The 19,633-nt window shown below is 63.8% G+C and carries 17 protein-coding genes; 8 read left to right on the top strand and 9 right to left on the bottom strand.

Annotated elements, in window-relative coordinates:
* Positions 1-5 precede the first annotated feature (5 nt).
* Both PW947_RS17745 and PW947_RS17740 read right to left on the bottom strand, forming a co-directional pair.
* Positions 6-1,409: a GH1 family beta-glucosidase gene (locus PW947_RS17745; protein WP_299633650.1), complete on the bottom strand. Its 1,404-nt coding sequence runs from the start codon at positions 1,407-1,409 to the stop codon at positions 6-8.
* Between the two features lie 123 nt (positions 1,410-1,532).
* Positions 1,533-1,742, bottom strand: coding sequence for a DUF2945 domain-containing protein (locus PW947_RS17740; RefSeq protein ID WP_299633649.1), 210 nt, complete (start codon positions 1,740-1,742; stop codon positions 1,533-1,535).
* Between the two features lie 347 nt (positions 1,743-2,089).
* Here PW947_RS17740 and PW947_RS17735 point away from each other — a divergent pair, with 347 nt between their 5' ends.
* The gene (locus PW947_RS17735) at positions 2,090-3,517 is read left to right on the top strand and encodes an MEDS domain-containing protein (RefSeq protein ID WP_299633648.1); all 1,428 of its coding nucleotides are present in this window, start codon (positions 2,090-2,092) and stop codon (positions 3,515-3,517) included.
* Between the two features lie 77 nt (positions 3,518-3,594).
* Here PW947_RS17735 and PW947_RS17730 read toward each other — a convergent pair whose 3' ends face one another.
* The 3 genes from PW947_RS17730 to ftrA all read right to left on the bottom strand — a co-directional run bounded on the left by PW947_RS17730 (position 3,595) and on the right by ftrA (position 6,909).
* Positions 3,595-4,797 (bottom strand): DUF2252 domain-containing protein, encoded by a 1,203-nt coding sequence (locus tag PW947_RS17730; RefSeq protein ID WP_299633647.1) that lies wholly within the window; start codon positions 4,795-4,797, stop codon positions 3,595-3,597.
* Positions 4,798-4,816: 19 nt separating this feature from the next.
* On the bottom strand, positions 4,817-5,770 hold the full coding sequence (locus tag PW947_RS17725; protein WP_299633646.1) for a hypothetical protein: 954 nt from the start codon (positions 5,768-5,770) through the stop codon (positions 4,817-4,819).
* A gap of 170 nt (positions 5,771-5,940) precedes the next feature.
* Positions 5,941-6,909, bottom strand: coding sequence for a transcriptional regulator FtrA (gene ftrA, locus PW947_RS17720; protein ID WP_299633645.1), 969 nt, complete (start codon positions 6,907-6,909; stop codon positions 5,941-5,943).
* 113 nt (positions 6,910-7,022) lie between these two features.
* Between ftrA and PW947_RS17715 the strand changes: the two genes are divergently transcribed.
* Both PW947_RS17715 and PW947_RS17710 read left to right on the top strand, forming a co-directional pair.
* A complete protein-coding gene (locus PW947_RS17715) occupies positions 7,023-7,520 on the top strand; it encodes a rhodanese-like domain-containing protein (protein WP_299633644.1) in 498 nt (165 codons plus the stop codon).
* 106 nt (positions 7,521-7,626) lie between these two features.
* Positions 7,627-9,699 carry an EAL domain-containing protein gene (locus PW947_RS17710; RefSeq protein ID WP_299633642.1) on the top strand — a complete coding sequence of 691 codons (2,073 nt, stop codon included), beginning with the start codon at positions 7,627-7,629 and terminating at the stop codon, positions 9,697-9,699.
* Positions 9,700-9,785: 86 nt separating this feature from the next.
* Here the strand turns inward: PW947_RS17710 and PW947_RS17705 are convergent, their stop codons facing one another.
* The 4 genes from PW947_RS17705 to dapA form a co-directional block, all read right to left on the bottom strand.
* Positions 9,786-10,193 (bottom strand): polymer-forming cytoskeletal protein, encoded by a 408-nt coding sequence (locus tag PW947_RS17705; protein WP_299633641.1) that lies wholly within the window; start codon positions 10,191-10,193, stop codon positions 9,786-9,788.
* Between the two features lie 81 nt (positions 10,194-10,274).
* The gene (locus PW947_RS17700; protein WP_299633640.1) at positions 10,275-10,652 is read right to left on the bottom strand and encodes a hypothetical protein; all 378 of its coding nucleotides are present in this window, start codon (positions 10,650-10,652) and stop codon (positions 10,275-10,277) included.
* Positions 10,645-11,619, bottom strand: a complete 975-nt coding sequence (locus PW947_RS17695; RefSeq protein WP_299633639.1) for a M23 family metallopeptidase — start codon at positions 11,617-11,619, stop codon at positions 10,645-10,647. Before PW947_RS17695 ends, PW947_RS17700 begins: the two co-directional genes overlap by 8 nt.
* Before the next feature lie 265 nt (positions 11,620-11,884).
* Positions 11,885-12,742 (bottom strand): 4-hydroxy-tetrahydrodipicolinate synthase, encoded by an 858-nt coding sequence (dapA, locus tag PW947_RS17690; RefSeq protein WP_299633638.1) that lies wholly within the window; start codon positions 12,740-12,742, stop codon positions 11,885-11,887.
* A gap of 466 nt (positions 12,743-13,208) precedes the next feature.
* Here dapA and PW947_RS17685 point away from each other — a divergent pair, with 466 nt between their 5' ends.
* The 5 genes from PW947_RS17685 to PW947_RS17665 all read left to right on the top strand — a co-directional run bounded on the left by PW947_RS17685 (position 13,209) and on the right by PW947_RS17665 (position 19,504).
* The gene (locus PW947_RS17685; RefSeq protein WP_299633637.1) at positions 13,209-14,498 is read left to right on the top strand and encodes an aspartate carbamoyltransferase; all 1,290 of its coding nucleotides are present in this window, start codon (positions 13,209-13,211) and stop codon (positions 14,496-14,498) included.
* A 312-nt stretch (positions 14,499-14,810) separates the two neighbouring features.
* Entirely contained in the window at positions 14,811-15,539 is a 729-nt protein-coding gene (locus PW947_RS17680) for a 2Fe-2S iron-sulfur cluster-binding protein (RefSeq protein WP_299633636.1), read from the top strand.
* Between the two features lie 12 nt (positions 15,540-15,551).
* Positions 15,552-16,553: a xanthine dehydrogenase family protein subunit M gene (locus PW947_RS17675; protein WP_299633635.1), complete on the top strand. Its 1,002-nt coding sequence runs from the start codon at positions 15,552-15,554 to the stop codon at positions 16,551-16,553.
* Positions 16,554-16,555: 2 nt separating this feature from the next.
* A complete protein-coding gene (locus PW947_RS17670; RefSeq protein WP_299633695.1) occupies positions 16,556-18,775 on the top strand; it encodes a xanthine dehydrogenase family protein molybdopterin-binding subunit in 2,220 nt (739 codons plus the stop codon).
* A 141-nt stretch (positions 18,776-18,916) separates the two neighbouring features.
* Positions 18,917-19,504, top strand: coding sequence for a nucleotidyltransferase family protein (locus tag PW947_RS17665; RefSeq protein ID WP_299633634.1), 588 nt, complete (start codon positions 18,917-18,919; stop codon positions 19,502-19,504).
* The last annotated feature ends 129 nt before the right edge of the window (positions 19,505-19,633 follow it).

The following is a 19,633-nucleotide window of genomic DNA, read 5'->3' as shown; positions in this document are numbered from 1 at the left end:
CAGATTCAAGCCTTCGCCGCACGCTCGCTCAGGAACTTCGCGATCAGTTGCGCACTGCGTTTGGGCGTGCGTCGTTGCGTGTCGTAATCGACATGCACGACACCGAAGCGGCGTTCATAGCCGAACGCCCATTCGAAGTTGTCCATCAGCGACCACACGAAATAGCCGCGAATATCCACGCCTTCCTTGATCGCCGCATCGACAGCGGCGAAGTGGCGTTTCAGAAACGCAATGCGCTGCAGATCGTTCACCTGCCCGTCGATCACCTGATCGTCCGACGCCATGCCGTTTTCGGTGATGTAGATCGGCGGCAGGTTCGGATAGGTACGGTTAAAACCGATCAGCAGGTCGCGCAAACCGTCCGGATACACTTCCCATCCCATCTGGGTACGCTCGACGCCTTCGAGCGGCACTTCGACCATCCCATGCCCGCCGTCGCTTTCGACGTTGGTGCGGAAATAGTAATTGATCCCCAGAAAATCGAGTGGTGCGGCAATGGTTTTCGGATCGCCTTCGAGCACCAGCGGTTCGGTGCCCGGCCACAAGTGCCACAAGTCTTGCGGATACTCGCCCTTGAGCAAAGGATCGAGCACCCACGCGTTATGCTGCACTTCGAACAGATGCGCGGCGCGCCCATCGGCGGCACTCGACGAGTTCGCCGAACCCCGGCCGATGTTCGCGACGATGCCCTTTTTAGAAGCCGGGTCGTTCGCGCGCAAGACCGGCACGGCCATGCCATGCGCCAGCAATAGATGATGCATTGCTTGCGTCGCAAAGCGGCCGTCGGCGAGTCCGGGCGCATGATGACCATTGCCGTAACCGAGAAACGCGGAACACCACGGCTCGTTCAAGGTCGCCCATGCATCGACGTGGCCCGCGAGTTCGCGGCTCATCAGGTCGGCGTAATCGGCAAAGCGATACACGATATCGCGATTCAACCAGCCGCCGCGATCTTCGAGATGCTGCGGCAAGTCCCAGTGATACAGCGTGACGAACGTTTGCAGGCCTTTGTCTTTCAGCGTGCCTAGCAGACGCTTGTAAAAATCGAGTCCTTTCCGGTTCGGCCGCCCTGCTTCGTCCATCACACGCGGCCACGCAATCGACAGCCGGTACGCTTCGAAGTTGAGGGACGTCAGCAGATCGAGATCGCTTTCCCATCGATGATAGTGATCGCACGCGACCGCACCGGTGTCACCCGCCAGCACCTTGCCGGGAATCGCGGAGAACGTGTCCCAGATCGATGCGAGCCGGCCGTCTTCCGTGGCCGCACCTTCGATCTGATACGCCGCGGTCGCTGCGCCGAGCAGGAAGTCTTTGCGCCATAGCGATGAGTCGCCTGGCGGCGTCAACGCTTCGGATGAGGGATCGAAAGAGGAATGGCTGGAAGAGAAAGCTGCGTCGTGTGCCACGGATTCTCCTGCGCGAGGTCGTTGAACCGGGTGAGTGGAAGCGCTTCCACAATGACCTGCGCACAGTATCAGCCGCGCTCTTGCGGCAGCAATACGGGTTTGTCTGGAGAAGACGTGTGCGGATTAACGACGCTTTAGCGCGTCGCCACGATGAACGGCGTGCTTGCCGCTCTTGTCGCTTTCTACTTCGTAATGCGGATCATCTTTCGATGCGGCGACGGGGTGTCCGTCGAGTGTCGTATGAGAGGTGATGACACGCACGATTTTTCCCGTCGTCATGCCTTGCGGCGTGTTCCACTCGACCGGGTCGTGCAGTTTGAAATGCGTAGCCATGTTTCGCTCTTGACTAAGGAAGCGCTTCCACTCGTCGCGACGGTAAAGCGCTGATTCTTAAGCACACAATAAAGTCACCCGCATGAAACGTACCCGTTAGGGAAAACGACAATTCTTACCCAGTATGTGGTCAAGTACGTTTGAGGCTCGACCTTGGAACGTCTTGCCGAGTCCGATGCAAGACGCCAATAAAAGGACATTCGCACAACGGGTTGGCCAGCCTGAAATCGATTTCCGCTGGCAGACGGGACCGAACCACCACCGGAACAGCGCACCGTATCCGGCGTTGACAGCGCAACGCGTCGCGCGTTGTCCGTTCAGTGCTTAAACATAGAACCGGGGAAACGATGAGCGCTGGCTCTCGCCATAGCGGCTTTGCTAATGTCGGTCCCTTGCAGTGGGGCACGCACCTTTGCCACTTCTACGAATCGCGTGACGAGTTGTTGAGCGTCACCGGCGAGTTTCTGCATGCAGGACTGTCGAATCGCGAAGCTGCGATCTGGGTTGCGCCGGTCGTTCTCGGCGTCGATAAAGCCCAGCATATGCTGGTCCGCAGCGCACCTGCGCTGCGCGACTATCTCGCGTCGGGACAGTTGCAGATACTCGACGGCGCGCAAACCTATTCGAATCCCGACAAGCCCTTCGACAGTGGTGCGACGGTCGGCTTATGGTCGCGCGCAATCGACGACGCATTGGGCCGCGGCTTCGACGGCTTGCGCGTGGTCGGCGATGCCGTCTGCGACAGCTCGACCGACTGGACCGCGCTGATCGACTACGAGGCATCGGTCAAGGAACGGCTCGCGTATCGACCGGTAATCGGCTTATGCACGTACTGCGTCGCGCAGTTACGCGCCGAGCAGACACGCGATGTCGAGCGCGTGCACGACGCGGTGCTGACGCCGCGTGCCGTGCGTTCATCGCGCGCGGAAAAGCATTCGCCGGTCGCATGCAATGTCAATGCCAATGCCCACTCCAACGCGGAAGCAAACGACGACGGCATGGCGACCCAACGTGCGCTGACACCGCTGATCGGTCATGAGATGCGTAATGCGATCACGCCGCTTTCGCTGGTGGCGCGCTTGCTGACGACACAGTACGCGGACGATCCGCAATTGCAGCGCTATGCGTTGTTGCTGTCGCGCCAGACCGCATTGCTTGCGCAACTTGCCGAGCGGCTCATCGCGCCCGACCACACGCCGACCCACGAATCCGACGCGCCGCCAAGCAGCCTCGCATCGCGCGCGGAAACGACAGCGAAACGGCGCTGTGCAAGCGTCGCGCTTAACGAACTGATCGCACACTGTATCGACGTCGCGCATGCGAACGTGCCGATGCATGCGCCGATCCGATTCAATGCGTCCGACGAATCGCTGAATCTGCAAGGCGACTTTAGCCAGCTCACGCAAGTGTTCGTGAATCTGCTGGTCAACGCGTTGAAGTACTCGTCGATGGATGGCACGGTCGAAATTCACGCGACGCGCGCGGGACGTCATTGCTATATCACCGTGCGTGACGACGGCGTCGGTATATCGGTTGAAGATCTGCCTTCGATCTTCAAGCCGTATTCACGCGGTCAAGCGGGTCGTTCGTGCAAGAAAGGACTGGGCATCGGCTTGTCGGTGGTGCGCGATATCGTGCTCGCGCATGGCGGCACGGTCGATGCGTTTAGCGACACGTCGCGCGCCGGTGCGGAATTTATCGTGCGTTTGCCGTTGATGCGTGGATCGGATAGCGTCGCCGCGCCCATTCACGCGCACACGAGTCAGGTGGCTTAGCACGTGACGCGTCGATATGCCGGAAGGCTCAAAGTACCAAGGCACTAAAGTACTAAAGCGCTAAAACACTAAAGACCTTAAACCTTGAACTCGCCGCGATCGAAAGCATCGCAATAGGCTTTCCAGTCAGCCTGCACTTGCGCTTCGCATTTCAACGCAAGATCGATCAACGGCGCCTGCCAGTCGCGCCGGTTGCCATAGGCGATCAGATCGTCGGCAATCGCCGATCCCTGACGGCCGCCGCTGCGCAATTGGGCCCATGCGGCGAGTTCACCCATCGTCCTGACCACTGCTTCGAGTCGCGGCAATTTGCCGTTCCATTCGGCCAGCGCGACGCGATCTTCGGACGGCTGCAAACTGCGCAACACATACGGCTGTCCATCGCATTCCACTGCATGCAGGAAGGCTTGCGACACGACCTGACAACGCCGCTGAACCTCGACCACACGTTGCGCCTGTGTACTCCATACGGGTTGCGTTGTCGTCAGACGCGGCACCACGGATGAACGCAACGTCTGTTTCAGATCGATCAGATAGTTGCCGTCCGGCGAGCCTTTCCCTTCGACGAGAATCACATAGCGGTCCACGCCGAGACTGCCGGTTCCCGCAATCCGTCGCGCGACGTCGAGTACCTTGAAGAAAGCCGGATCGCTTTCCTGGCTCGCAAAGCGATCGATGAAAGCGATCACCTGCTGCTTGCGTTTCGGGTCGAGCGGCAACGCTTTTTTCCCGTCCACGCGCAGCACGCGCTTTTTGTCCTTCAGCTCCGTTCGCCGGTTCAGATGATCGACGCGCTTACGCGTATGCAGCGCCGCAAACAGTTCACCGACCAGCCCGCTTGCGGTCTCTTCCTCGATCCACCGCGCCTTGCCGAATCCGAGCGCGGTGCTATATGCGTCGAGCGTCGCGTGGCAAAGCGCAAGCGCCTGCGCGCGACTCACCTTCAGGTCGTCCGCGCCGATCAGCAGACTCGTCAGCAGGCGCACCATTTCGTACGGCGCAGGCGCGACGCACGCCTCGTCGAAGTCGTTGATGTCGAAGTAGATCAGCCGGTTATCGGCCTTGTAACTACCGAAATTTTCCAGATGCATGTCACCGCAGATCCAGACCGGCGGTGCATCGTCGAGCACCGTGGCCGGCGGCAGATGCGCGTAAAACAGATGACATGTACCGCGTAAAAACACGAATGGCGTCGTGCGCATCGCGCTGTACTTCATCCGCAAACGCTCGGGATCGCGACCGGCGTTATAGGTGGCGATCGCTTCGACAGTGTCGGACATCCGGGTTTCCTTTTCGATCTTACGTGCCGCTCTTCAGATAGTAGCGACCATCCGCGATGACGTTGAGTCCAAAGCCGCACAGCACCAGCGGACCGTGCGTCACGACGTCCAGCGTTTCGGGCGCGCTGAGATCGAATTCGATCACGCAACGCTCGCGCTGACGTCGCGCCGCGCCGATGTCAGCAATGCGTGCGGTCGCGTCCAGCGGCGCGGCGTCGGTGCCATTATGGCCTTCGGCAAGCGGCACGCGCGCGACGCCGTCGTAAAAGCGCAGATACGCGATCACGCTACCGGTATTCGCGCGCGGCCAGCCGTCGTTCGATACGACCGGGTCGAGAAAACTGCCGTCGATCCGGTACACGCCGCGCCGCCCTTTCACCGGCGTCAACGTCACGACATCACGCGCACCCGGCGACAGATAGCGCTCGAACCGCGCGCCCGATGCGGGCAGCCCCGCGATCACGCTCTTGTGCGCGATCGCCTGATAACGCGCACGCGCGAGCTGGACGGCACGCGCCAGCGATGGGTCGTCGGGATAGTCGTTGCCGCGCCCGATCGCGCTGCGGTAATACGCGCGGGCGTTGGTCCACGCGCCAAGCCGCACTTCGAGATCGCCTTGATGGACGAACGCCATCGCCGCGCGCGCCTGCGCGACGACGATCGCTTTCCACGCGTTCTGGTCGGCGGCTTCGAGGCTCGCGGCGTCGGCGAGTTGCGCTTCCATCGCGATCAGCGCTTTGGCGTCGTCGAGCCGTCCGGCTTCGAGCGCTTCGGCGCCCAATGCCGCGCACGACGCATTGGTGCGGCACGGCACGTCGGTGCCGGCCAGCAAATGCCGGCGATACAACTCGGCACGCGACGGCGCGCCCGTGCCCTCGCTTTGCGCCACACCGGCCGACGGCACGCCGATCGCAGCCATCGCCGCCGCAGTCACGGCAGCGGCGGTTGCAGCAGCGAAGGGACGTGTAGTCATGGATGGACACCATCAACGTGAGTCACCGGGCGTCCGTTAGACAGCGGTTGCCTGGATTCGTCTAATGATCGTGACAGAAAATGATCCGGCGCGGGTAAGCACAGCGCACGCGGCGCGTGGCATAGCGAACGGAACCGCGCGCAAAGGCATGCCCTGCGCAGCGCTTCGCGTCAAAGTTCAGCGCCGTGCGCGCCGAATTCCTTGCGATACGCGCCTGGACTCGTCAACGCGATACGCCGGAAATGGCGTCGTAACGACTCTTCGGAACCGAAGCCGGCGAGTTGCGCGACACGCGCCATCGGCAGCGGCGACGCGGCTTCGAGCAACTCGCGCGCGACCGCGACCCGTTCGCGCAGCAGCCAGTCGTAAGGGGCCATGCCGGTCGTGTCGCGAAACTGCCGTTGCAGCGTGCGAGGACTCATCGCCGCGCGCTCGGCGAGCGTGGTCAGCGTGTGCGGCAGCGCGGGATTCGCGCGGACCCAGTCCATCAGCCGGGCGAGCCGCCCGCTTTCGTCGCGCGGCATCGGACGCGGGACGAACTGCGCCTGTCCGCCCTCGCGATGCGGCGGCACCACCAGCCGTTGCGCGACGCGGTTCGCGACCGCGCCGCCGTGGTCGCGGCGCACCAGATGCAGCAGCATATCCAGCCCGGCCGCCGATCCCGCCGACGTGATCACCTGCCCTTCATCGACATACAACGCGTCCGGCTGGACACGCAGCGCCGGATAACGCCGTTGCAACGCGTCCGCGTAACGCCAGTGCGTCGTCACCGTCTTGCCGTCGAGCACACCCGCTGCCGCGAGCACGAACACGCCCGAACAGATCGAGCACAGCCGCGCGCCGCGCCGCGATGCCGCGCGGATTTTCTTCAGTAGCGGCTCGGGCGGCAGTTCAGTGTGATCGCGCCAGCCGGGCACGACGATGGTGTCCGCGCGATCCAGCATCTGCAGCGTGTAAGGCGCGGATAGCGTGATCCCGCCGGCCGCGCGGATTGGCCCCGGCTCGGCGGCGCAGACGGCGAAGCGATACCAGTCGCGCTCCAGTTCCGGACGCTCGAGCGCGAACATTTCGGTCACGCAGCCGAATTCGAAGGTGCAGAGCCGGTCGTAGACCAGCGCAACGACGAGGTGATTGTGCATGGCGTGATGTTACCGAAGATTGACGATTACGCCACTGTCGCCAGAAGTGGGCGCAGGCGATAGTGGAGCCTCATCGACGCGATTTTCAACTCAACTTTTCGGGGCTCACTGTCATGTCCACACTCGCCGGTTCTGTCGTCGCAGCATCTTCAAACGTCGTTTCAAACGACGCTTCAAACGACGGTATCAACAGCGTCACCGCCGTGACCGCTGCGGACGCCGCGTCGGCGCTCGCGCACTTCGAGGCGTCGCTGCGCTTCGAAACCGATTGCGCCGATGTTTCCAGCGCGTTGCAACGCGCGACGCCCGGCTTCGTCCTGCTCGACGTGCGCGGCCCGGCGCTGTTCGCGCAAGGCCATGTGCCGGGCGCGATCAACCTGCCGCACGGCAAGATCGTCGAGTCGAAACTGACGGCTTTCGCGCCGGGCACGCTGTTCGTCACCTACTGCGCCGGACCGCATTGCAACGGCGCGACGCGCGGCGCGATCCGGCTCGCACGGCTGGGCCGCCCGGTCAAAATCATGATCGGCGGCGTGACCGGCTGGCTAGATGAAGGCTTCGAACTGGCCGTGCCGCCGCGACCCGACACGGCCGGATCGGCGGATCGCTAAAGAAAATTGCAGCAATAGAAAGAATTCACCGCAGAAAGTCCTCAACTATTTCCGCTGGAGGTCGATAACATGTGCAGCCGCAAACCCTTTCGCGGCTGGAATTCTCATGCTCATCAGTTCCTACAACCTCTGGCTTGTCGCCACCTCGTTCGTCGTCGCGTTGCTCGCGTCTTACACCGCGCTCGACCTGACGGGCCGCATCCTGCGCGTCGGTTCGCCGATGCTGCGGCACGCGTGGCTCGCCGGCGGCGCCGTGGCGATGGGCGTCGGCATCTGGTCGATGCACTTCATCGCGATGCTCGCGTACTCGCTGCCGATCCCGCTCGGCTACGATTTCGCGATCACCGGGCTGTCGCTCGCGCTCGCGATCGTGGTGTCGTACTTCGCGCTGTTCGTCACGACGCGCAAGGTACTGACCACGCCGCACCTGCTGTGCGGCGGCCTGCTGATGGGACTGGGCATCGCGGGCATGCACTACACCGGCATGGCCGCAATGAAGATGGACCCGGCGATCCACTATCAGACCGGCTGGTACGCGGCGTCGATCGTGATCGCGATCGGTGCGGCGACGGCGGCGTTGTGGATTGCGCGTACCTTGCGCGACGAAGATCAGCACAACGTCTTCGGCAAGCGCTGCGCGGCGGCGCTGATCATGGCTATCGCGATCAGCGGCATGCATTACTCGGGCATGCAGGGCGTCGGCTTCCCGGCCGGCTCGATTTGCGGTGCGGCCGGCGGCGTCGACTCGCACTGGCTGGCGGCCGTCGTCACGCTGTTTTCGCTCGCGGTGATCGCGCTCACGCTGATCCTGTCACGCCTCGACGCACGCGCGGCAACCTTGATGGGCGCCGTCAGCCGCCTGAACGGACAGATCGTCCGGCTCGCCACCATCGATACGCTGACCGGCCTGCCGAACCGCAAGACCCTGAAAGAACGGATCGAACGCGCGATCGATCAGTCGCGCCGCCGTTCGGGAATGTTCGCGATCCTGTTCATGGACCTCGACGGCTTCAAGACGATCAACGATTCGCTCGGACATTCGGCCGGCGATGAAGTGCTGGCGTCGTTCGCGCAGCGGCTGCAACTGTGCGTGCGCTCCAGCGACACGGTGGCGCGGCTCGGCGGCGACGAATTCGTCGTGTTGTCGGAAAACCTGACGAGTCACGACGACGCGGGCAAGATCGCGGAAACCGTGCTGGAACGGATGCGCAAAGGCGTGTGGACCGACAACCAGCCGTTGCAGGTGATGCCGAGCATCGGGATTGCGCTGTTTCCGCAAGACGGCGAAACCGTCGACGAACTGCTGAAGAACGCCGACGCCGCGATGTATGAAGCCAAACGCGGCGGCCGCAGCACGTACCGGTTCTTCGAAGCGAAGATGAACGAAGCGGCAACCCGCACGCTGAATATCCAGAACGCGATGCACGACGCGATGACCAAAGGATATTTCTCGCTGCATTTCCAGCCGAAATTCCGTGGCGACGGCGACGAACTGGCGGGCGCGGAAGCGTTGATCCGGCTGAATCATCCTCAGCTCGGCCTGCTCGGCCCGCTCGAATTTATCCCGATTGCCGAACGTTCGGGGCAGATCGTCCAGATCGGATATTGGGTCGTGCGCGAGACGTGCCGCCAGATTCGCCGGTGGGCCGCCGACGGCCTGCCGCAGGTCAAGGTGGCGATCAACCTGTCGCCGCGTCAGCTTTCGCAGCCCAAGCTCGTGTCGAAAATTCTGGAGATCGTGAAGGCGGAAGGCGTTGCGTGCGAACAGATCATGTTCGAGATCACCGAGACCGTCGCGATGACCGACGCGCAGCGCACGACGGAAATGATCCGCGAATTTCAGGCATGCGGATTCGAAATCGCCATCGACGATTTCGGCACCGGTTATTCGAGCCTCGCGTATTTGCAGCGATTCCGCGTCAAGCAACTGAAGATCGACCGCTTCTTCACCAACGGTCTCGATAGCGGCGGCCCCGGCGGCGCGGCGATCGTGTCGGCGATCATCGCACTGGCGCACTCGCTCGATATGGACGTGGTCGCCGAAGGTGTCGAAACCGCAACGCAGCGCGACAAACTCAAAGAGATGGCGTGCGACGAACTGCAAGGCTTTCTGCTGGCCAGACCACTGACCGCCGACGCATTCGCCGACCTGCTGAAAGAGCGGATCGAAGCCGCCTGACGAACCGGCGCGCAGCCTGTTTCACACGCCAGAAAACAAAACGGCGCACCACGTGGTGCGCCGTTTCGCTTTCCGCGCGGCTGGTGTCACGCCGCTTGCGGCTCGCCGGTGTCCGCATCGGACGACGGCGCTTCGCGCCGCGTGAGCTTGCCATCCACCGATGCGCCCACATCCATCCGCAACTGCTGATAGTAGATATTGCCCGTCACGTGCGCGTTCGGTTGCAGTTCGACGAAGTGATCGGCAATCAGATCGCCGACGATCTTGCCGTTCACCACGACATCGTAACCATGCACATTGCCTTCGATCGACCCGCGATCGCTGAGTACGAGCAGGGTTTGCACGCCGCTCTTGCCGCAGACGTTGCCCTTCACCGCGCCGTCGAGTCGCAAACCGTCGCTGAACTCGATATCGCCCGCAATCCGCACGTCATGAGCGATCAGGGTGGCGAGCCTGGTGTGCTGAACGCCGGTGGGTTTTTTCTTGCTGAACATAGCCATCTCTAACTGAAAAATAAAAATTGCGGCGCGCCAGGTAAGTCCGGACGGCGCGCCGGATCGATCAACCTGGCGTCGTCAACGACGCGTCCGTGGTGACTGCGCGAGCGCCTGGCCGCGCAGGAATTGCAGTTCGCCGTTGAGCCGCGCGACTTCGGTGGCCGCCGCATCCGCCGATTTCTGCACGGCTGTCCGCGACGCCGACTCCTGTGCCAGCGCGAGTTGCGCACGCTCGAGATCGGCCTGCAACGCGTCGCGCGCGACGGGAGCCGCGGTCACGCAAGCACCCGGCGACGCGTCGGCATACGTCGCATGCGCGCTCGCGTAAAGGTGCAGCGCGCCGGCGCCCAGCGCCGCGGCAATCACGAACGCGAGCACCGAACGCGCGACGCGCACCGCGCGCGATCGCACCGGCTGCAACGCGTAAGCGCGCTGAGCAACGCGGAGGTCAGCCATTGCGCGCTCCGCCGAACAGCATCAGATAGGCGGCGGGATCGACGGGTGCGCCGTTCACCAGCACTTCGAAATGCAGATGCGGCCCGGTCGAGCGACCGGTCGAGCCGACATCGGCGACGCGCTGAAGCGGCAGCACGAGGTCGCCTTGATGCGCGATGAGTCGCGACGCGTGGCCGTATCGGGTGATCAGGCCGTTGCCGTGATCGATTTCGATGCAGTTGCCGTAGCCGTTCTTCTGCCCGGCGAAAATCACGCGACCACCTGCCGCCGCGAGAATCGGCGTGCCGGTCGGCGCGACCAGATCGATGCCCGGATGAAAGCTGAGATGACCGTCGAACGGATCGGTGCGATTGCCGAACGGCGAACCGAAACGCGCGCCATCGGCGGGCATCCGGCCGGGAAAGGCGGCGTAGACCATCGCGTGCGCGGCCGTGTCGCGTTCGAGCATCGATAGCATCGCGCCGAGGCAATCGAGTTGCCGGCGCGTCGCTGCCGCATCCACACGCGCGCGCTTCGCCGGCGGAGCGACGCAATCGCGCGGCGGCAACGACGGACCGCCCTCCGCGTCTTCGTCACGACTGCCACCGCCAGCGGGCGCGACAGCCGGACGCGGCGCGGACCGGGGCGTCCCGAGCCGCGCCTCGAAACTGCTCAGCGCGCCGACCTGCGCCGCAAGACGCGCGATTCGCGGCGCCATCTGCGCAACGGACGCGTCGAGTTTGCCGAGCTGGTCGATCGTGTAGTCGCGCTCGACGCGGCTTGTCTTGGGTTCGACGGCGGCATCGTGGATCGCGTCGCGCAGGAAAACGCGCGGAAGAAAATACGCGCCCAGCGCCACGCCGACGCCCAGCGCGAACACGGCGGCCGCACACGCGACGGCAAGCGTCACGCCAAGCGCGCGGCGCCGCGTGACGAAGCGGACGTCGCCGCTGCTGAGCTTACGGCCGGTGCCGGCGATCGCCGCCATCAGCGGCTCCCTTCGCACGGCAGCACGCACACGACATCACGAGGAGAAGACACAATAAGGATGAACAGCATGCTGCTTGCGTCGAAAACCGACGATATTTGAAAAGACGAGGGCCAAATTATGACGGGCCTCGTCGAAGCAGCATCTCAAATTCGGGGACACGACGGCGCGTCGATCCACACGGATTCATCACCGATGAATCCGCGTCCAGCCAAAGTCGGTCAGGTCGGAAGCGACCCCGGATCAAGCGTGATCGACGCTTGAATCAAGCCGCCAGCATCTCGCGCAAACGCAACGCCAGCGCTTCGGACGCGGGCGTCAACGGGGCGCGCAGCGCGTTGTGCAAGGCCCCTTGCGCGGCGAGCGCCGCCTTCACCGGCGCAGGATTCGGCTCCGACGTCAGCGCATGAATCAGCGGCACGAGCGTGTAGAACATGGTCCGCGCGTCGGCCAGCCGACCGGCCTGCAACGCGCGATACACCGCCACGAACCGCTCCGGCCACAGATGCGCCGACGCGGCGATCGCGCCGCTGCCACCCAGACACAGCGTGTTGAACAGATTGATATCGTCACCGGCGAGCACCTGGAGTCGGCCGTCCTGAATCAGCGCGAGCGTCGTGTCGAGCGAACCGGCGCAATCCTTGATGGCCTCGATACGCGGATGCGCGGCCAGCGTCAGCAGCGTGTCGAGTTCGAGCCGCACGCCGGTCCGGTACGGAATGTCGTAGAGGACGACGGGCCGCGTGCTGGCGTCGGCGAGCGCGGTGAAATGGGCAATCATCCCCGCTTGCGACGGCCGGATGTAGTACGGCGCGGACACCAGCACGCCCGCCACCGGCAGCGTGTTGAGTTCCGCGATCCGCGCGAGCAGGCTCGCGGTGTTGTTGCCGGACACGCCGGCGACAACCGGCAGCGCGCCCGCCTCGGCGAGCACGGTCGCGAGCACCGCGCGCTGTTCGGTTTCGTCGAGCGACGCCGGTTCGCCGGTCGTGCCGAGCGCCACCAGCCCGGACACACCGGCGTCGCGATACAGCCGCACCAGTCCGCGCAACGCCGCGTGATCGACGACACCATCGGCAAACGGCGTCACCAACGGCACCCAGATACCCGAAAAAATAGACATGACTTCACCTCTAACGCGACCGTATCGGACCGTCAGCGGTGCGCAGGACAAGCAAATCAGGGAAGTCGAAGAGGACTGTGACCGGCTGCTCCGTCGCACATCTGACGGAACAGCAAGCTCCGGTCAGATGAGCGGCTGTTTTTTGGCTTTAGCGAAAACGGGCGTGGAACCGGTCGTGTACGCGGGTTCGAAACCGGCAACGACACGAACCGCCGCGTCCCGACGTGCGTCGGCGGCGGTCGTCAGGACGACGCGCAGCGGACGATTCGAGGACGTTTGGCCGTTTTGCATGCCCATTAGTCTAGCCGCGTTTGCAACGTTTCCGCAAACCATTGGTGACAGACCACGCAACGAGCCCACGTCACGACGCGCCCGAACCTGCGCAAAACGCGAAATATCTTGACTTCATCCAGCGCCGAACTAATATACGCACCGCGTACATTTAACAAGACAACAGGTGGCCCGGATGAGCGTTCCGCAACAAGCCTTCCTCCGCGACGCGATGCGCCGCATGAACATGACGCGCGACGCGTTCGCGACCCGTATCGGCGTCTCTCGCCGGGCACTCGACACCTGGCTTTTACCTGACGATTCGCAGGAATCGCGGGCCATGCCGGAGATCGTCGAGCGCTTCGTGTCGGAGATCGTGCAAGCCGAACCGCGCGACAACTATACGCAAAGCGTAGATTCGCAGTCGCTGGCGAGTCAGATGCTGTATGAAGGCAAGCCGCAGCTGGTTTCGGTGGATCAGTTCTCGCGGGAATCGGTGGAAGCGCTGTTTCGCGTCGCGGACATCATGCAGCCCATCGCACGACGCCGGAAAATCTCGCGCGTGCTCGAAGGCGCGGTGCTCGGCAACCTGTTCTTCGAAGCCAGCACGCGAACCCGCGTCAGCTTCGGCGCGGCGTTCTGCCGTCTCGGCGGCTCGGTGTGCGACACCACCGGCTTCACGTTTTCATCAATGGCGAAGGGCGAGTCGATCTACGACACCAGCCGCGTGATGAGCGGCTACGTCGACGCACTCGTGATCCGTCATCCGGACCAGGGCTCGGTCGCGGAATTCGCGCGGGCGACCAACGTGCCGGTGATCAACGGCGGCGACGGTCCCGGCGAACATCCGAGCCAGGCGCTACTCGACCTGTACACGATCCAGCGCGAGTTTTCGCGGCTGGGGAAAATCGTGGACGGCGCACATATCGCACTGGTCGGCGACCTGAAATATGGGCGCACGGTGCACTCGCTGGTGAAACTGCTCGCGCTGTATCGCGGCATCAAGTTCACATTGATCTCGCCGCCGATGCTCGAAATGCCGAGCTACATCATCGAGCAGATTTCGCGTAACGACCACGTGATCGAGCAGACCCACGACCTCTCGCAAGGCTTGCGCGGCGCAGACGTCGTGTACGCAACGCGCATCCAGAAAGAGCGCTTTACCGACGAATCGTTCGAAGGCTATACGCCCGACTTCCAGATCAATCAGGCGCTGGTCGATACCGCCTGCGGCATCGACACGCTGATCATGCATCCGTTGCCGCGCGACAGCCGGCCCGGCGCGAACGATCTGAGCGTCGATCTGAATCACGATTCGCGACTCGCGATCTTCCGTCAAACCGACAACGGCATCCCGATCCGGATGGCGATCTTCGCGGTACTGCTCGGCGTCGAACGGCTGGTCCAGCATTCGATGCGCGATGCCGCGTGGCGTCCGCCTGCGTATCTCGGTCCGGACGACGCGGTATTTCACGGCATCGACTGAAGCCGGTACGCGGGGCATGCGCATGCATGCCCCGTTGCACGCATGCGCCACACGCATGCGAACCCATCCCACTCCCCGCATTCCACACAACACAGTCTTTCGCGATTGCGACCGTGCGCGGCCGCGGCGCGTGTTTATATTGCTTGTCGTCGTCAGTGCGCCCGACCCGCAGCGCCATAACGCACTGCAACGCGTGTAAACAAGGCACTTAAATTGCTGGACGCATCGATATCGCTGCGCCGTTCGCCTTCCCCATTCGTCCCGACAGTACGCGCAGCCTGCAACGACCTTTCACGGAGCGAGCAGAACGTCATGTCCAAAGTCCCCGTATGCCAGGATTCGAACGCCGCGACGCGTGATGAATGCGCGACGTCCGCGTGCGAATCATCCCCGAGCCGCCCCGCGCGCAGGCGCTTCCTGCAATCGGCGGCGGCCGCTGCCGCCGTAAGCGCAGCACCGCACGCGCGCGCGCAATCACCCGCTGTCGCGCCGCCTGCGGAAGCGCGTCCGTCCGCGCCGCCGCGCGCGGTCACACTGAACGTGAACGGCCGCGACTATGCATTGCATCTCGAACCGCGCGTGACGCTGCTCGATGCGCTGCGCGAATACGCGGGACTAATGGGCACGAAGAAAGGTTGCGACCGTGGCCAGTGCGGCGCATGCACGGTGATCGCGGACGGCCGCCGGATCAATTCATGCCTGACGCTGGCTGTGATGCACGAAGGCGAAGCCATCACGACCGTAGAAGGACTCGCGAGCAACGGCATGTTGAGCCCGATTCAACGCGCGTTCGTCGAACACGATGCGTTTCAGTGCGGCTACTGTACGCCCGGTCAATTGTGTTCGGCGACCGCGCTGCTGAGCGAATTCCGCGACGGCACCGTCAGTACCGTCAGCGCGGATGTTCGCATGCGTCCAGCGCATCTGACGGATGACGAGATTCGCGAGCGCATGAGCGGCAACGTCTGCCGCTGCGGCGCGTATTCGAACATCGTTGCCGCTGTGCGCGCCGCGCATGACGGCACGCCCGGCAATAGCTGACGGAGGCCCGGCATGGAAGCGATTTCCTATGAACGCGCGGGCGACGTCGCGAGCGCGCTGCGCGCCGCGCAACAACCCGGCACGATGTATATCGGCGGCGGCACCAATCTGCTGGATCTGATGAAAGGCGGTGTCGCACGGCCGATGCGGCTGGTGGATATCACGCATATCGGCGGACTCGATACCGTCGCGAGCTTGCCGGACGGCGGGCTTCGGATCGGCGCGCTGGTGCGCAATAGCGACGCCGCGAATCACATGGCGATCCGCACGCAGTATCCGTTGCTGTCGCAAGCATTGCTTGCCGGTGCATCCGCGCAATTGCGAAACATGGCGACTGTCGGCGGCAATCTGATGCAACGCACACGTTGCCCGTACTTTTACGATATCGCGTTCGATCGATGCAACAAGCGCACGCCGGGCAGCGGCTGCGCGGCCATCGAAGGCCATAACCGCACGCATGCGATTCTCGGCGCGAGCGCGCAATGCATCGCGGTGAATCCGTCCGACATGAGCGTGGCGCTGGCCGCGCTCGACGCGGTCGTGCGGGTCGTCGGACCGCGCGGCGAACGGGTCGTGCCATTCGCCGCGTTTCATCGTTTGCCGGAAGATCGTCCCGATACCGACACGACGCTGCTGCCCGGCGAACTGATCACCGCAGTCGATCTGCCGCCGCCGCTATTCGGCGATCACGCGCACTATCTGAAAGTACGCGATCGCGCGAGCTATGCGTTTGCGCTGGTGTCGGTCGCGGCTGCTTTGCAACTCGATGGCCGCACCATCAGACAGGCGCGCATCGCATTGGGCGGGGTTGCGCACAAACCGTGGCGCGCGAGCGTCGCCGAACAGATGCTCAGCGGCCAGCCGTTGACCGACGCCGCGTTGAACCGCGCAGCCGCAGCGGCGTTGCGCGACGCGCGGCCCCAGCATGACAACGCATTCAAGGTGCAGCTCGCGCAACGCGCCATCGTGCGCGCGGTGAATCTGGCCGCAGGCGGGACCGGAGGTGTCGCATGAAGATGAACGAACCGCTGGTCGGCCAGCCGCTCGACCGCATCGACGGTCTGATGAAAGTCACCGGCGAGGCCCGCTACGCGGCGGAATTCCCCGGCGCGCGGCTCGCGCATGGCGTCATCGTGACGAGCACGATTGCGCGCGGAAGCATCGCGTCGATCGATGCTGGCCGCGCGCAATCGCTACCGGGCGTGTTGCTGGTGATGACGTATCAGAACGCGCCGCGTCTGCCGAACGGCGGACGGCCCGCACTCGCGCCGCCCGCGGGCCGCCACCTGTCGCTGCTGCAGGACAACGAAGTCCACTACAACAACGAGCCGGTCGCGGTGGTGATCGCCGACACGCTCGAACACGCGACCGACGCCGCGCATCAGTTGCGGATCGTCTATCGCGACACGGCGGCAACGCTCGATTTCACCCGCGCCAAAGCGAATGCGCATGCGCCCGACAAACCGCAAGGGCGTCAAACCGACACCACGCGCGGCGACTTCGCAGCAGGTCTCGCCGACGGCCCGGTGCGCATCGACGCGGTCTACACCACGCCGATCGAGCATCACAATCCGATGGAACCGCACGCGACGATGGCGCAGTGGGACGGCCCGCAACTGACGTTGTACGACTCGACGCAAGGCGTGACCGGCACCCGGACCGCCGTGTCCAAAACGCTCGGCATCGACCCGGACAATGTTCGCGTGATCTCGCCGTTTGTCGGTGGCGGATTCGGTTGCAAAGGCTCGGCGTGGTCGCACGTCGTGCTGTGCGCGATGGCTGCGAAACAGGTCGGGCGTCCGGTGCGGATCGCGCTCGAACGTCCGCAAATGTTCGGCCCGGTCGGCAGCCGGCCGCATACCGAACAGCATTTCACGCTCGCGGCGAAGCACGACGGCACGCTCACGGCGATGCGGCACGACAGTTTCTCGAACACGTCGATGATCGAGGACTGGACGGAGACCTGCTGCATGGTGACGCGGATGTCGTATGCCGTGCCCAATCAGGTGACGTCGCATCGACTCGTACAGTTGAATCTGGGCACGCCGACTTTCATGCGCGCGCCCGGCGAAACGACCGGTTCGTTCGCGCTGGAGTCGGCAATGGACGAGCTTGCGTGGGCGCTGAAGATGGACCCGCTCGCGCTGCGCATCAAGAATTATGCGGAAGAAGAGCCGCAGGAGCACAGGCCGTTTTCGGGCAAATCCTTGCGCGACTGCTATGCCATCGGTGCGGAAAAATTCGGCTGGTCGAAGCGCAGCGCGACGCCGCGTTCGATGCGCGACGGCCACACGTTGATCGGCATGGGCATGGCGACCGCGACGTATCCGGCGAACCGCAGCGAAGCGGCGGCGCTCGCGCGAATCCAGCCGGACGGCACGGCGATGGTCGCGTCGGGCACTCAGGATCTCGGCACCGGTACGTACACGGTGATGACCCAAGTCGCCGCCGACGCGCTCGGTTTCGCGCCGGAAAACATCCACTTCGCGCTGGGCGATTCGTCGTTACCCAAGGCGCCGGTATCGGGCGGCTCGCAGTCTGCCGCGAGCGTTTCGCCGGCCGTGCGCGAAGCCTGTCTGCAAGCGCGCAACCAGTTGATCGCGCTGGCGCTGGCCGATGCGGCGTCGCCGATCCACGGCACCGCCATCGACGACGTAACCGTCGAAAACGGCTGGGTGGTCAGTCGCACCGATCCGTCGCGACGCGATCCGACCGGCGCGATTCTGGCGCGCGCGGGCGGCAAGCCGATCGAAGTCGTCGCGACCGTCAAACCCGGCGCGGAGAAACAGCAGTACGCGTTTCACTCGTTCGGCGCGGTGTTCGTGGAGGTGCACGTCGATGCGGACCTCGGCACGATTCGCGTCGCGCGCGTGGTGGGTGTCTACGATGTCGGTCGCGTGCTGAACCGAAAGACCGCGCATAGCCAGATGATCGGCGGAATCGTGTGGGGGATCGGTGCGGCGATGCAGGAAGAGACGGTGCTCGACCCGCACTACGGCCGCTTTACCAACGCCAATCTTGCCGAGTATCACGTGCCGGTGAATGCGGACATCGGCGCGCTCGACATCACGTTTATCGATCGCCCCGATCCTCATATCAATCCACTGGGCGTCAGGGGAATCGGCGAGATCGGAATTACCGGCGTATCGGCGGCGATTGCAAATGCGGTGTATCACGCAACCGGCGTGCGCGTGCGCGATCTGCCCATCACGCTGGACAAGGTGATGCGCACCTGAACCGGCGAAGTCATCGCGGACCCTGTCGAGGCACACGACGCTGCATGCGCACAACGCATGCATGCGCCGTGCGGATTGACGCTTGCGCGCTGTGTGATTGCACCGCACAATCGGCGCATTCCCCTCTTCATGGTGCCCGTCATGGCCTATGCCTCGCTCGCAACCGGCGTGTTGCTCGCCGCCGGCTACGGCTCGCGCTTCGACCCGTCGGGCATTCACAACAAGCTCCTTGCACGGCTGCCCGACGGCATGCCGCTCGCGCATGAATCCGCACAACGTTTGCTACAGGTGGTCACGCGTGTGGTCGCGATCGTGCGGCCCGGCTCCGAACTGCTTGCCCGCGAACTGAACGATGCTGGCTGCGACGTGATGTTCGCCGCCGACGCCGAACGCGGGATGGGCGCAACGCTCGCTGCCGGCATTCACGCCAGCGCCGACGCCGAGGGCTGGATCGTTGCGCTGGCGGATATGCCGCGTATCGCATTGCCCACAATCGAAGCCGTCGCGCGCACGCTCGATGAAGGTGCGTCGATCGTCGCGCCGTTTTATCAGGGTCAGCGCGGCCATCCGGTCGGCTTCGGTGTCGAGCATCGGGACGCATTGCTGTCGCTCGACGGCGATACGGGCGCACGCGCATTGTTTGCATCGCATCGCGTGACCCGCATCGATGTCGACGATCCAGGCATCATTCGCGACGTCGATACACCCGACGACCTTCGCCACGTGTAAGCATTTTGTACCGCAACCGGTGCGATCCCGCATTCGAGCCGACGTTTATATCGGATCGCTAATCACCGGCAATATCTGACGCGCGCACTTCTCTCGCCAGTAATTTCGACCCGCAATTCAAGCGGTTTA

This window comes from Paraburkholderia sp. (genome assembly GCF_028283785.1).
Classification (GTDB): domain Bacteria; phylum Pseudomonadota; class Gammaproteobacteria; order Burkholderiales; family Burkholderiaceae; genus Paraburkholderia.
Note: the sequence above shows the minus strand (reverse complement) of the source record. Positions and strands in the feature narration are given on the sequence as shown.

Coding starts and splice junctions, on each gene's coding strand:
- PW947_RS17740 (WP_299633649.1), bottom strand. CDS start 1,742: ATGGCTACGCATTTCAAACTGCACGACCCGGTCGAGTGGAACACGCCG.
- PW947_RS17735 (WP_299633648.1), top strand. CDS start 2,090: ATGAGCGCTGGCTCTCGCCATAGCGGCTTTGCTAATGTCGGTCCCTTG.
- PW947_RS17730 (WP_299633647.1), bottom strand. CDS start 4,797: ATGTCCGACACTGTCGAAGCGATCGCCACCTATAACGCCGGTCGCGAT.
- PW947_RS17725 (WP_299633646.1), bottom strand. CDS start 5,770: ATGACTACACGTCCCTTCGCTGCTGCAACCGCCGCTGCCGTGACTGCG.
- ftrA (WP_299633645.1), bottom strand. CDS start 6,909: ATGCACAATCACCTCGTCGTTGCGCTGGTCTACGACCGGCTCTGCACC.
- PW947_RS17715 (WP_299633644.1), top strand. CDS start 7,023: ATGTCCACACTCGCCGGTTCTGTCGTCGCAGCATCTTCAAACGTCGTT.
- PW947_RS17710 (WP_299633642.1), top strand. CDS start 7,627: ATGCTCATCAGTTCCTACAACCTCTGGCTTGTCGCCACCTCGTTCGTC.
- PW947_RS17705 (WP_299633641.1), bottom strand. CDS start 10,193: ATGTTCAGCAAGAAAAAACCCACCGGCGTTCAGCACACCAGGCTCGCC.
- PW947_RS17700 (WP_299633640.1), bottom strand. CDS start 10,652: ATGGCTGACCTCCGCGTTGCTCAGCGCGCTTACGCGTTGCAGCCGGTG.
- PW947_RS17695 (WP_299633639.1), bottom strand. CDS start 11,619: ATGGCGGCGATCGCCGGCACCGGCCGTAAGCTCAGCAGCGGCGACGTC.
- dapA (WP_299633638.1), bottom strand. CDS start 12,742: ATGTCTATTTTTTCGGGTATCTGGGTGCCGTTGGTGACGCCGTTTGCC.
- PW947_RS17685 (WP_299633637.1), top strand. CDS start 13,209: ATGAGCGTTCCGCAACAAGCCTTCCTCCGCGACGCGATGCGCCGCATG.
- PW947_RS17680 (WP_299633636.1), top strand. CDS start 14,811: ATGTCCAAAGTCCCCGTATGCCAGGATTCGAACGCCGCGACGCGTGAT.
- PW947_RS17675 (WP_299633635.1), top strand. CDS start 15,552: ATGGAAGCGATTTCCTATGAACGCGCGGGCGACGTCGCGAGCGCGCTG.
- PW947_RS17670 (WP_299633695.1), top strand. CDS start 16,556: ATGAACGAACCGCTGGTCGGCCAGCCGCTCGACCGCATCGACGGTCTG.
- PW947_RS17665 (WP_299633634.1), top strand. CDS start 18,917: ATGGCCTATGCCTCGCTCGCAACCGGCGTGTTGCTCGCCGCCGGCTAC.